Origin of the sequence: Streptomyces ossamyceticus (genome assembly GCF_001418475.1) — a bacterium.
Lineage (GTDB): Bacteria > Actinomycetota > Actinomycetes > Streptomycetales > Streptomycetaceae > Streptomyces > Streptomyces ossamyceticus.
This window is the reverse complement of record NZ_LIQX01000510.1, coordinates 1-13,292: the sequence shown is the minus strand read 5'-3', so window position 1 is coordinate 13,292 and position 13,292 is coordinate 1. Positions and strand designations below refer to the sequence as shown.

Sequence of the window (13,292 nt, the reverse complement as noted above, 5' to 3'; positions counted from 1 at the left end):
GACGCCCGGTGGACGGCCCGGTGGGTCGCTCAGCGGCTCCCGCAGTCCCCCGCGTCCGCCGCGACGGGCACCCCCGGCAGCAGTGTGGCGCGCTCCTCGGGACCGATCCCGGCGCGCAGCCGGCAGATGTCCGCCAGCCGCGCGCCCGGGTCGAGGTCCCACAGCCGTACGGTGCCGTCGGTGCTGCTGCTGGCCACCGTCCTCCCGTCGGGGGCGAAGTCGACGCCCCACACCGCGTTGGTGTGGCCGGTGAGCGTCGCCCACGGCCGCCGCCCGGCGATGTCCCACAGGCGGACCGTGCGATCGTTGCCGCTGCTGGCGAGGGTGCGCCCGTCCGGGCTGAACGCCACACCGCGCACCGCGCCCGAGTGGCCGACGAGGGCCGCCTCGAAGCGGCGGTGCCGGACGTCCCACAGGCGTACGGTGCCGTCGTTGCCGCTGCTGGCGAGGGTGCGCCCGTCCGGGCTGAACGCGACGCCCCGCACGGCGCCCGAGTGCCCCCGCAGCGCGCCCAGTTCGCGGTGCGAGGCGACGTCCCAGAGCCGTACGGTCAGATCGTCGCCGGCGCCGGCGAGGGTGCGGCCGTCGGGGCTGAAGGCGACATCGTTGACGAAGTCCTTGTGGCCGTCGAGCACGGTGGTCTGGCGGCGCCTCGCCACGTCCCACAGGCGCACCGTGTGGTCGGCACCCGCCGACGCCAGGGTCCGCCCGTCGGGGGCGAAGGCGACGGCGAAGACCTGCCCGGCGTGCCCGGTCAGCTTCTTCAGCGCCGCCCGCCGCGCGACGTCCCACAGCCGGACCGTGCCGTCGGAGCCCGCCGACGCGAGGGTCCGGCCGTCGGGCGAGAAGGCCACCGAGAACACGGTCTCCGTGTGCCCCTTCAACGCCGCGACGAGGGTGTGCGTCAGCGCGTCCCACAGCCGCACGGCGTGGTCGGCGTCGGCGGTGGCCAGCAGCTTCCCGTCGGGGCTGTACGCGGTCTGCCAGACCTCGGTGAACGGACGGGACGTCAGGACCGGCCCGGCGAGGTCCCACAGGGCGACGGACTGGTCGAACCCGGCCGTGGCCAGCAGGGCGCCGTCGGAGGTCACGGCCACCCCGAGGACGTAGTCGGTGTGCCCGGCGAGCACCGCGGTCTGCCGACCGCCGCGCACGTCCCACAGCCGGGTCGTGCCGTCGCCGACCGCGCCGACGACCGTCGTACCGTCCGGGGTGAAGACGACGGCGTTGATGTCGTCGCTGCTCCCGGTGAAGGTGGCCGTCAGCCGTCTGTCGCGCACCTCCCACAGGCGTACCGTCCGGTCGACGCCGGCGGAGGCCACCGTGGTGCCGTCCGGGGAGAAGGCGACACCCAGCACCTCGTCGGTGTGGCCCTTGAGGTCGTCTACGAACTCGTTCCGTCGGGTGTCCCAGATCCGTACGGCGCGGTCGGCGCCGGCGGAGACGAGCGTCCGCCCGTCGGGGGCGTACGCCAGCGCGTTGACGGTGCCCTTGTGGCCGCGGAGGGTGGTGACGGGCCGGGGCGGCCGGGACGCGGTGTCCCACAACCGGACGGTGCCGTCGGCGGCCGCGACGGCGAGCCTGCCCCCGCGCGGGTCGAAGGCCACGGCCCGCGCACCCTCCGTGGCGTCGGAGAGCACGCCCGTCCGGCGGTGGGCGGTGGTGCTCCACAGGGTCACCGGTCCGTCGGTCGACGTCACCGCGACCGTACGTCCGTCGGGGCTGAAGGCGACCGAGCGCACCCGTCCGGGCACGGTGAACCGGGCGAGGATCCGATGGCTCTCGGCGGTGTCGCGCAGGGTCACCGTGCCGTCGGAGCTGGCGGTCGCGAGGATCCGGTCGCCGGGAGCGAACGCCACCGCGTTGACCGGTCCGCGATGGCCGTCGAGGCGGGCGGAGAAGGACTGCGACTGGGTGCTGAGCAGGGCGCCGCGCGCCTCCGCGGTGGGGGCGGCCCGGTAGGCCTCCTCCGCGAGGAGCATCGACGCCTCGGGCCGGCCCCCGGCGAGGGACGCGGACCGCGCGGCGAGGGCCTGGGAGCGGGCGACGCGCTCCTGGTCGAGGGCGCTCTCACGCTGCTGGTAGGCGAGCCCTCCGGCGGTGACGGCGAGACCCAGCAGCACGGCGAGGGTGGCGAGCATGGACTGCCGCAGCCGCACCTGGCGTCGGGCCTGTCCGCGCCGGCGGTCCTCCTCGGCCTGACTGGCCGTCAGGAACGCCTCTTCGTCGGGCCCGAGCCGGGCCCGGCCGTCCGACTCGTCGGCCCACGTCCGTACGGTGTCGAGGCGGGTGCCCCGGTAGAGGGCGGACGGGTCGCGGTTCTCTCGCTCCCATTCGGCGGCGGCGTGGGCGAGTTGCTGGTGGAGGAGGAGGCCCGCCCGGTCGGCGTGGATCCAGTCCCGGAGGCGGGGCCAGGCGTGCAGCAGGGCCTCGTGGGTGATCTCGACGGTGTCGCTGTCCAGGGTGATGAGGCGGGCCCGGACGAAGGCGTCGAGCGCGGCGGCGGCCCCGTCCGCGTCGCCGAGCTGCGCCATCAGGGCGTCCCGGCTCATCCGGCGGCGGGTCGCGCCGGCGCCGTCCATGACGAGGACCAGCCGGGACAGGATGCGGCGGATCGTCTTCTGCTCGGCGGGATACAGCCGGGCGAACACGTTCTCGGCGGTGCGGGCGACCGCCCCCTGGATACCGCCGGCCCGTTCGTACCCGTCGACGGTCAGCGCCAGGTCGCGGCGCCGCTGCCAGGTGGCGAGCAGCGCGTGGGAGATCAGGGGGAGCGCGCCGGAGGGGGTCTCGTCGGAGCCGGTCGTGGCGGGCCGGGGGCCGGTGCCGGGGTCGTCGCGGAGTCCGGCGTCCCGCAACAGCAGGGGGACCAGGCCGGGTTCGAGGGTGACCCCGGCGAGTTCGGCGGGGCGTGTGATGGACTCGCGCAGTTCCGCGACGGTCATCGGTGACAGGACGAACAGCCCGTCGGTGAAGATCCGGGCCAGCTCGGGGAGGTCCAGACAGCGGCCGGTGAAGTCGGCGCGCACGCCGAGCACCACGACGGCGGCCGGGTGCGGGTGATCGGCGGGCCGGGAGGTCGCGAGGGCGCACAGCAGGCGGACGTACGCGCGGCGTTCGTCGTCGTCCGGGCAGAGCGTGAAGAGTTCCTCGAACTGGTCGATGATCAGTACCGGTCGGGGCGGCGGGGGCCGCCGCGGCCCTTCGATGCCCGGCGGGGTCTCCGAGCGGGCCCGTACGGCACCGAGCAGGACGCTCGGGTTGTCCCGTACCTCGTCGGCGGTGATGCCGAGGTCGCCGCCCAGCGCCTTCGCGACGCGCTCCAGCAGTTCGTCCAGGGGGCGCGAGGTGGGGGTGAGCAGCACCACCGGCCAGCGGTCGGCGCCCGGCATGGGGAGGTCGCCGCGGCGCAGGGCCGGGACGAGTCCGGCGTTGAGCAGCGAGGACTTGCCCGCGCCGGACGGTGCGACGAGCATCAGGGGGCCGCCGCCGATCCGTTCGAAGATCCGCTCCACGAGTGCGGCCGTCGCGCGGTCCCGGCCGAAGAACATCTCCGCGTCCTGGGGCGTGAACGCCGCCAGGCCGCGGTACGGACAGCTCTCGTCGGACTGCCGCTCCACGGGGTCGGTGTCGGTGCGGGGGTCGCCGTCACGGGGCGGCGCCTGCTGTACCAGCCGCAGCAACTCCCCTTCGGCGCCCAGTACTCGGTCGCACAGTCGGGCGACGTCGACGGTCGCGCGCTTCGTGCCGGTCTCGATCTTGCTGAGGTAGCCCTTGCTGTAGTGGGTCCGCCGGGCCAGGTCGGTGAGGGACAGTCCGCGCTCTTGTCTGAGCCGTCTCAGTTGCGCCGGGAAGGACAGCGTGGTCAGCGCGTCCCGGTCCCGTCCGTGATGAGGGTCTGGTTGCTGTCCGTGCTGCGGGTCCCCCAAGGTGTCCCCCAAGGCAGAGCGGCCGTGAGACGGCGGATGCCCAGGTTACTGCCGGGTCCTCGGAGGCGGCCAAGTCTTTCACCCGGAGTGGCGAAAACAGGGACGCCCGGAACCGCGGGCAGCCGGTTCCGGGCGTCGTCAGGCGGTCACTCGCCGTCGCGCTACGGACGGAGCGTGATCGAGTTGATGGGCGTCAGGTCGCGGTAGAAGGCCCACCCCTCGGGGATCGTCTCGATGCAGTCCCCGCCGTTGTACTGCTTGCACAGATCCGCGGTCGCGCCGCCGTACTGGTTGTTGAACACCCAGTGGTAGTTGTTCTGCCCGCTCAGGTTGTGGGCCTGGTAACTCCAGAACTTGTGGGTGGGGTTGGCTTCGGAGTAGTGCTTGCCCTCCGGGTAGATGCAGACCGCGCCGTAGTCGCAGCCGTAGATCGTCTCCTGGGCGAGCCTGGCCTCGACCGCCTTCGCTTGGGCGGTGCCGCTGAGCGCCACCACCGCGGCCGTCGAGGTCAGGAGCGTGGCGGCGACACGGGTCATCTTGCGCATGGTTCCCCCTTGCTGGTTCTCACCGGGCTTCCCGCTCGGTCATGCGGGCCGGGCCCGGTGCTGACGATCTGAGATTCGTCCTCCTGCCGAGCGGGGTCCACGGGTTTCCTGTTGCCCGCCGTCACGTCGGTCGGGAAACAAGGGGTGAGCTGGGAGGGCGTGGGAGCGGAGGCAACGCGGGGGGGGTGTCCGCGGGTGCGAAGCGGCCACGACGGGGCCACGGCTCGGTCACGATGGACACAAGCGGAATCACATCTCGCAGAAACCTCGCACAATGCATTGACGCACACATACGTCCCTCTTATCTTCTGATCGAAGTTCCGTACGATGTACGGCATTTCGAACAAGAACCCACGCCTCAGGGCAGTTCGCGCAGAAATGGGACGAGCGTTGAACAGAACCCTCAGAGCAGTCCTCGCCCTGCTCACCTCGGTGGCCGCCCTGCTGGGGCTCACCACCGCCTTCGCCGGTCCGGCCGGAGCCGACACCCCGCCGCCGGCGCAGGTGACGCGGTACACGATGACCGCGTTCACCAACACCAGCGAGTCGAACATGTACGTCTACGACTCGCCTGACGCCACCACGTACACCCTGCGCAAGGGCCCGGCGTACACGCCGCCGTCCGGTCTGATCCGTGACCCCAGCATCTTCAAGCACACCGACGGTTTCTACTACCTCACCTACACCACCAACTGGACCGGTAACACGATCGGCATCGCCCGCAGCGCCGACCGTCTGAACTGGACCTTCCTGTACAACTACACGATCCCGATCAGCGGGATCACCCGCACCTGGGCACCCGAGTGGTTCATCGACACCGACGGCAGCGTCAACATCATCGTGACCCTCACGTCGGCGAGCACCGCCACCCACTTCACCCCCTGGAAGATCACGGCGACCGACTCCACGCTGACCAACTGGTCCGCGCCCACCCAGCTCGCCGGCATCGGCCCGAACTACATCGACACCTTCGTCGTCAAGATCGGCTCCACGTACCACGCGATCATCAAGAACGAGACGACGAAGTACCTCGAGTACGCCACCGCCCCCAGCCTCACCGGCCCGTACACCATCAAGAAGACCGGTGACTGGGCGGGCTGGGGCTCCTGGAACGAGGGCCCGGCCCTGGTGCAGCTCGACGACGGAGGCTGGCGCATCTACTTCGACGCCTACCGCGACGGGAAGTACTGGTACAGCGACAGCTACGACAACTTCGCCACCTGGACACCGCGGAAGGAGCTGCCGGGCCTCAGCGGCTTCGTCCGCCACATGACCGTCCTGAAGGAGAAGGTGCCCAGCGCGACCCTGCCGACCGACACCACCCGGTCGCTGCAGTCCGTCAACTTCCCGGACCGCTACGCCGTGGTCCGCTCCGACAGCCTCGGCTACATCGACCCGGTGAGCAGCTCCAGCACCGCCGCCGTCAAGCAGAGCGCGACCCTCACGATCGTGCCCGGCCTCGCCGACGCCACCTGCTACTCCTTCCGTGACTCCGCCGGCCGCTACATGCGCCACTGGGACTACCGGATCCGCTTCGACGCCAGTAACGGCACCGACGTCTTCAACAAGGACGCCACCTTCTGCGCCCGCCAGGGCAGCGCGGCCGGCTCCGTCAGCCTGGAGTCGTACAACTACCCCGGCCGCTTCCTCCGCCACTACAACTACGCACTCCGCATCGACCCCTACCAGGACACCGCCACCTTCAAGGCGGACAGCTCCTTCACCGCAGTGACCCCCTGGGCGTGACGCAGGGCAGTTCCCCGCGCCCCTGTCAGGGGCGCGGGGAACTGCGCGACAAGCCCCCACGACCCCGCACTCGCCGTCGAAGGAGCCGGCCTCGAACCGGAGCGCGAAGCCGGGTCCCAGGGGCGGCAGGGGCGGCAGGGGCGCCTATCGCTCACTCACCACGGCGGCGGGCGCCACCGCGTAACCCGCGGGGCGTGTCGTGAACGTCCCACGCCCCTGCGTACGGCTGCGCAACCGCGTGGCGTACCCGAACAGCTCGGCCAGGGGCACGGTGGCGGTGACCACCACCGACCCCGCCCGCGCCACGGAGTCCGACACCCGCCCGCGCCGCGCCGCGAGATCCCCGAGGACCCCGCCGACCGCGTCCGCGGGCACGGTCACGGTGACCTCGGCGACCGGTTCCAGCAGCGCCATCGCACTGCCCCGCAGCGCCTCGCGCAGCCCGAGCCGCCCGGCCGTGCGGAACGCCATCTCCGAGGAGTCCTTGGAGTGGGTCGCCCCGTCGGTGAGGGTGACGCTCAGCCCGGTGACCGGGTGACCGCCGAGCGGGCCCTCGGCGAGGGCGTCCCGGCACCCGGCCTCGACCGCGCGCACGAACTCCTGCGGCACCCGCCCGCCGACGACCGTCGAACGGAAGGCGAAGCCGGTCGCACCGCCGTCGGCGTCGCCGTCCGGCGCCTCCAGCGGTGCCACGTCGAGGACGACATGGGCGAACTGACCGGCGCCGCCGTCCTGTTTGACGTGCCGGAAGACCAGTCCGGCCACGCCCCGGACGACCGTCTCGCGGTAGGACACCCGCGGCCGGCCGACCGTGACCTCCACACCGGACGTCTGCCGGATCTTCTCCACCGCCACCTCCAGATGCAGTTCCCCCATCCCGGACAGCACGGTCTGCCCGGTCTCCGGGTCGGTCCGCACCACCAGCGAGGGGTCCTCCTCCGCCAGCCGGGCCAGCGCCGACGCCAGCCGGTCGGTGTCGGTGCTCCTGCGGGCCTCCACGGCCACCGACACCACCGGGTCGGCGACGGACGGCGGTTCGAGGAGCAGCGGAGCGGCCGGTGCGCACAGGGTCGTGCCCGGCCGGGCCGCCTTGAGGCCGACCACGGCGACGATGTCGCCGGCCGACGCCCGGTCCAGTTCGGCGTGCCGGTCGGCCCGCACCCTGAGGATCCGGCCGATCCGCTCGGTGCGCCGGGTGGCCGCGTCGAGCACGGTGTCCCCCTTCCTGATCGTCCCCGAGTACAGCCGCAGATAGGTCAGCCGCCCGGTGGCCGTCGCGCTGACCTTGAACGCCAGCGCGGCGAGAGGCGCGTCCGGGTCGGCGGCGCGTTCCTGCTCCGCACCGTCGTGCGTGCCGCGTACCGGCGGCACGTCCAGCGGTGAGGGCAGGTACGCCACGGCCGCGTCGAGCAGGGGTTCGACGCCCCGGTTGCGGTAGGCGGAACCGCACAGGACGACCACGCCGTCACCGGTCGCGGTCAGGTCGCGCAGCGCCGCGGCGAGCGTCGGCGCGGCGAGCGTGCCCTCGGCGCAGAACTCGTCGAGGGCGACGGGGTGCAGTTCCGCCACGGCCTCCTCCAGCCGTCGTCGGCGGCGCTCCGCCTCGTCGCGCAGGGCGTCGGGCACGGGCCCCTCCTGGACCTCGTCACTGCCGTCGGCCCAGGTCAGCGCCCGCATACGAAGCAGGTCCACGACGCCGGTGAAGCCGTCCTCGGTGCCGATGGGCAGCTGCACGACCAGCGGCGCGGGGTGCAGCCGCCGCCGGATGGAGTCGACCGCTGTGTCGAGGTCGGCTCCGGCACGGTCGAGCTTGTTGACGAAGGCGATCCTCGGTACGCCGTGCCGGTCGGCCTGCCGCCACACCGACTCGCTCTGCGGTTCCACGCCGGCGACCGCGTCGAACACGGCGATCGCGCCGTCGAGCACCCGCAGCGAGCGCTCCACCTCGTCGGCGAAGTCGACGTGGCCGGGAGTGTCGATGAGGTTGACGCGGTGGCCGTCCCAGGCGCAGCTCACGGCCGCCGAGAAGATCGTGATGCCGCGGTCGCGTTCCTGCGGGTCGAAGTCGGTGACGGTGGTGCCGTCGTGGACCTCGCCCCGCTTGTGCGTGGTCCCGGTGGCGTAGAGGATCCGCTCGGTGACGGTGGTCTTCCCGGCGTCGACGTGGGCGAGGATGCCCAGGTTGCGGACGGCGGTCAGGGTGGTGGGGTCGAAGGTGCGCATGGCCCGTGGCCTTTCAGCTGAGCTGTATCAGGGCAGCGCGATTCCCGTGCGGGCGGGGAACGACGAGGGCACACCGAACGACGGGCGCAGGACAGGGCTGTCCTCCGCCTCGGCGCGTGGATTCGACGTCAGGCCGGCGTCACGGGCATCCGGTACCGGCCGCGCAGCGGGCACCGGACGGACGAGGACACGAGGATCACCTCGTACAGGGACGAGGGGACGACGACAGCGGTGCGGTCGCACACGGCTGGTCCCCCCTCTCCATACACACGTCACACGACACACGGAGCGCGCCGCGTTCTCGTACGGCGCGCGATGTGTGCCGAGTCTAGGGACGGCGACGGGGCCGGGTCACCGCATTTTCCGCGGCTGGGCGACGGCCCTGATGGCGTCCACGTACACCACGCCCTTGGTCTCCGCGCCTGCGCGGCCGAGGTACAAGGTGAACGCCGTCACCTTGGCCAGTCGGGCCGCGTCGAGCACGGCTCCGGGATGTGAGGTGTCCCAGGGCGCGGGCTGGAACTCGCCGAAGGGCATCGTGATCTCCTGCCCGGTGGTGTCGGCCAGCGGGAACCGGTACTGGAACGGGATGCCGTCGGCGACGATCTCCACCGCCCCGGCGTTCTCCGAGCCGTCGCCGCGCAGCCACATCGCCAGGGACGTGAACGCGGACCAGTCGGCGGCGAGCGCTCTGCCGATGCCGGTGAACTCGGCGCCGGAGAAGTCGTACCCGTAGGCCAGTCCGTAGGAGCCGGAGGACTTGTGGTCGGGCGACAGGGTGAGGGTGTGGGAGTTGAGGTGGGTGTACGCCTCGCTCAGGGCGATGTCGTCACCGGCGTACCCCTCGAAGTCGTCGATCCAGCCGGCGGGCAGCCGTGGGGCCTCGCCGAGGAGGACGACCGCGGAATCGGTGAGCGTCTCGCCGTCCACGCGGGCGCGTACGGTGAGGGTCGCCGAGCCCTTCTTCCGCAGGGCGGGGCCGATCGACCAGACCGCCGAGTGGTAGCCGTCGGCGTCGAGGCGCAGCGCTCGGGCCCGGCCGCCGTTCACGGAGTAGGTGACGCGGCTCGCCCGCGCGGGCGTGACCCGTACCCGGACGGTGGTCCGGGAGCCCGTCACCCGCTGCCGGTCCGTGGGGGTCACCAGGTGCATGACGGGGCCGTTCCTGACGGCGGTGGTGCGCGCCGTGAACACGCCCCGGAGGTCTGCGGCGAAGAGGGTGTGGGGGTCCTGGTGGAAGGCGGTGAAGTCCGGCAGCAGGGCGTGGCCGGGGTAGGGCACGTAGGCACGTCGGGTGCCGCCGAAGTTGGCCCAGGTCGCCATGTACGTCACCTGGCGGGCCAGCGGGTCCGCCTTGAGGGCCCCCAACAGGTGGGTGAACCACTGCGGGTCGCGGACCTCGGTGCCGCTCTCCCCGAACTCGGTGAAGGCGGGCACCTTGTCGCGCTCGGTGGCGAGCCGGACCACCATCGCGAGGTCCCGGACCAGACCGTCCAGCCAGGGGGTCGGTCCTGCGGCCTCGTCGTAGGAGTCGTAGCCGAGGATGTCGACGAAACGGTCGCCCGGGTAGGTCTTCAGGTAGCCCGCCGGGTCGCCGCCGAGACTGGCGTTGGGCGAGTAGGCGTAGAGCAGGTTGTGGACGCCCTTGGTGTCGCGCAGGTACTCGACGGTGTAGCGGAACACTTCGATGAACTCACCCGAGGTGGTGTGGCCGGCGCCCCACCAGAACCAGCCGCCGTTGTTCTCGTGGAAGGGGCGGAAGATCACGGGGATCGCGGTGCCGTCCGGCCGTCGCGCGCCCTTGACCGCCTTCGCGACACGGTCGAGGAAGGCGTTGAAGGCCGCGTGCTTCGCGCCGCCGGGCAGGATCTGCCGGACCACACCGCCCGTGGTGTCGTAGAAGTCCCCGCCGGTGACGAAGTTCGGCAGATGGGCGCTGAGGGTGTTGATCCCGCCGCGTGCGTCGCCCTGCCGGATGCAGCGGCTGAGCGCGGCGATGTTCTCGGCGTGGGTGCCGCCCTCGACACCGGGGCGTTCGTCGCCGTCGAGGACGAGGGTGTCCCAGCCGAAGATCGCGGGGTAGTCGCCGACCGCCGCCCGGGTGTCGGACGCCCTGCCGTCGGGGGTGGTGAAGGTGAAGCCGTAGGTGAGGTCGTGCTGGTGCCCGAAGAGGATGCCCTTGCCCTGCTGCCGCTTCAGATAGGCGTAGAGCGCGCGGGTGGCGGGGGTCGCCCTGTCGTCGACGACGCGGACGGGCACCGGTGTGCGGGCGGGCGCCGCGACGGCGATCGACGTCCTGGTGCCGGCGGCCGCGGCGACCGCGGCGCCGAGCAGCACGAACGCGCGACGGCTCAGGGGCGAACGGGGCATGTATGTCTCCTCACGGCCTGCTGCGGACAGGGGTCGTCCTGGTCAGGGACATCCGCAACGCATGCGACGCGTGTGACTCAAGTGCCGCCATTCGACTAGAAGTTGAACAGAAAAGGAAGAGCTCGGCCGGATACGAGAAGGGCCCCGACCGCATGGCCGAGACCCGTGCCCTGAGCTGCTGCCCCGCTCGCCCCACTTCATGTGGATCACGGGGGCGGGCCGGTGGTCGGCGTCAGACCGTGCGGTGCCGCCCGGTGCCCACCCGCGGGGTCGTGAGCGGCTTCCACCAGTCGGGGTTGTCCCGGTACCAGGCGACCGTGTCGGCCAGTCCCGCGTCGAAGTCGATCCGGGGGGCGTAGCCCAGTTCCTCGCGGATCTTCGTGCAGTCGAGCGAGTACCGCAGGTCGTGTCCCGGTCGGTCCGCCACCCTGTGCACCAGGGACGGCTGGGCCCCGCACAGCTCCAGCAACCGCTCCGTGAGCCACAGGTTCGTCCGCTCGGCCCCGCCGCCGATGTTGTAGACCTCACCGGGGCGCCCCCGGGTGAGCACCAGGTGCAGGGCCCGGCAGTGGTCGTCCACATGCAGCCACTCACGGACGTTGGAACCGTCGCCGAACAGTGGAACCGGCCTGCCCTCCAGCAGATTGCTGACGAACCGCGGGATCAGCTTCTCCGGGTTCTGGTACGGGCCGTAGTTGTTGCAGCAGCGCGTGACGGAGACTTCGAGGCCGTGGGTGCTCCAGTACGCGCGGGCGATCATGTCCGCCCCCGCCTTGGACGCGGAGTAGGGGGAGTTGGGCGCCAGGGGCCACTCCTCGGTCCAGGACCCGTCGGCGATCGAGCCGTACACCTCGTCGGTGGAGACGTGCAGCACCCGTGGTACTCCGGCCCGCAGACAGGCCTCCAGCAGGGTCTGGGTGCCGGCCACGTTGGTCCGCACGAACACCGCGGGATCGTCTATGGAGCGGTCCACGTGGGACTCGGCCGCGAAGTGCACGGCGACGTCGTGTCCCGGCAGGAGTCCCATCAGGGCCGGCAGATCGCAGACGTCGCCCCGGACGAACCGCATCCGCGGGTGGGACTCGGGCAGGCTGCCGCGGGTGCCGGCGTAGGTCAGGGCGTCGTAGACGGTGATCTCGGCGTCCTCGAAGCCCTCGTAGCCGCCCGCCAGCATGGTCCGCACATAGTGCGAACCGATGAAGCCCGCGCCTCCGGTGACGAAGACCTTCATGCGGCCACCTCCACGCGGGCGTCGTCGCCGATGATCAGCCGATGGCCGGGGGTCGCCCGGCCCGCGCCGACGACGGCCGACCGGCCGATCATGGAGCCGTGCAGGCTGGGTACGTCCGTCACGGTCGCCCCGTCGAGGGTGATGGAGTGGTCGATACCGGAACGGCGCAGGACACAGTCACGCCCGATCGACGTGTACGCGCCGACCCGGCAGTCCTCGATCATGCTTCCGGCACCGATGATCACCGGGCCCTCGACCCGGGACCGGATGATCCTGGCGCCCGCCTCCAGTACGACGGGACCGGTCAGCACGCTCGTCGCGTCCACTTCGCCGACGACGTCGCCGGTGAGGCCGGCGAGGAGGCGGCGGTTGCACTCCAGTACGTCGTCCACGTGGCCGGTGTCCTGCCAGTAGCCGCTGTACTCGCTCGCGCGCACGTCGGCGCCTGAGGCCACCAGCCACTGCAGGGCGTCGGTGATCTCCAGCTCTCCCCGGGCGCTGGGCGCGATGGCGTCCACGGCGGCGTGGATGTGGAACGTGAAGAAGTACACGCCGATGAGCGCCAGGTTGCTGCGCGGGTTCCGCGGTTTCTCCACCAGCCGGGCGACCGAGCCGTCCGGACGCAGTTCCACCACTCCGAAGGCCCGCGGATCGGGCACCTTGTGCGTCACCAACTGCGCGGCCGGGCGTTCGGTGCGGAACGTCTCGGCGACCGCGCTTATGCCGTTGGGAAGGATGTTGTCGCCGAGATACATGACGAAGTCGCTGTCGCCGAGGAAATCCCGTGCTATCCGCACGCAGTGGGCCAGACCCAGCGGCCGTTCCTGGCGGATGTACACGATCCGCACCCCGTACCGGGAACCGTCACCCAGTACCTCGCGTACGCGTTCCTCCCAGTCTCCGACGACCACGCCGACCTCGGTGACGCCCACCCGGCCGATGTTCTCCAACACGTGCTCCACCACGGGTTTGTTGGCGACGGGAAAGAGCTGTTTGGGCATGGAGTGGCTGAACGGACGCAGACGGGTTCCCGTCCCGCCGGCCAGGACTAGGGCCTTCATCGCGGTCCTCTCCTCACTGCCTGCCGTGTCACGGCAGCGGCGAAATGACAGGGAATTTCCGGCTCGCCGATTTCGGCAATATGCCGAGGCGGAATGATGCAACGAATAACGGAAGGCCCCGTTCGGAAACCTGCTGAGGAGGCTATAGAGTCCCGGAAATACCCACCACCCCTACCTCCCCTTATCC

Annotated in this window: 7 protein-coding genes; 1 reads left to right on the top strand and 6 read right to left on the bottom strand. The window is 71.6% G+C overall.

Annotated features, from left to right (window positions below):
- Positions 1 to 29: 29 nt before the first annotated feature.
- Together AOK15_RS48390 and AOK15_RS31370 are read right to left on the bottom strand one after the other, a co-directional pair.
- Entirely contained in the window at positions 30 to 3,941 is a 3,912-nt protein-coding gene (locus tag AOK15_RS48390; RefSeq protein WP_276206241.1) for an nSTAND1 domain-containing NTPase, read from the bottom strand.
- A 149-nt stretch (positions 3,942 to 4,090) separates the two neighbouring features.
- Complete coding sequence (locus AOK15_RS31370; RefSeq protein WP_055521721.1) at positions 4,091 to 4,474, bottom strand: hypothetical protein; 384 nt, start codon at positions 4,472 to 4,474, stop codon at positions 4,091 to 4,093.
- Positions 4,475 to 4,864: 390 nt separating this feature from the next.
- On the opposite strand from AOK15_RS31370, the gene AOK15_RS31365 reads away from it, so the two are divergent.
- Positions 4,865 to 6,220: a glycoside hydrolase family 43 protein gene (locus AOK15_RS31365; RefSeq protein ID WP_055521720.1), complete on the top strand. Its 1,356-nt coding sequence runs from the start codon at positions 4,865 to 4,867 to the stop codon at positions 6,218 to 6,220.
- A gap of 144 nt (positions 6,221 to 6,364) precedes the next feature.
- On the opposite strand, the gene fusA is transcribed toward AOK15_RS31365, so the two are convergent.
- From fusA to AOK15_RS31345, 4 genes are all read right to left on the bottom strand, one after another.
- The gene (gene fusA, locus AOK15_RS31360; RefSeq protein ID WP_055521719.1) at positions 6,365 to 8,443 is read right to left on the bottom strand and encodes an elongation factor G; all 2,079 of its coding nucleotides are present in this window, start codon (positions 8,441 to 8,443) and stop codon (positions 6,365 to 6,367) included.
- Between the two features lie 351 nt (positions 8,444 to 8,794).
- A complete protein-coding gene (locus AOK15_RS31355) occupies positions 8,795 to 10,813 on the bottom strand; it encodes a glycosyl hydrolase (RefSeq protein ID WP_055521718.1) in 2,019 nt (672 codons plus the stop codon).
- 232 nt (positions 10,814 to 11,045) lie between these two features.
- Positions 11,046 to 12,044, bottom strand: coding sequence for a dTDP-glucose 4,6-dehydratase (gene rfbB / locus AOK15_RS31350; RefSeq protein ID WP_055521717.1), 999 nt, complete (start codon positions 12,042 to 12,044; stop codon positions 11,046 to 11,048).
- Positions 12,041 to 13,105 carry a glucose-1-phosphate thymidylyltransferase gene (locus AOK15_RS31345; RefSeq protein WP_055521716.1) on the bottom strand — a complete coding sequence of 355 codons (1,065 nt, stop codon included), beginning with the start codon at positions 13,103 to 13,105 and terminating at the stop codon, positions 12,041 to 12,043. Before AOK15_RS31345 ends, rfbB begins: the two co-directional genes overlap by 4 nt.
- Positions 13,106 to 13,292: the final 187 nt, after the last annotated feature.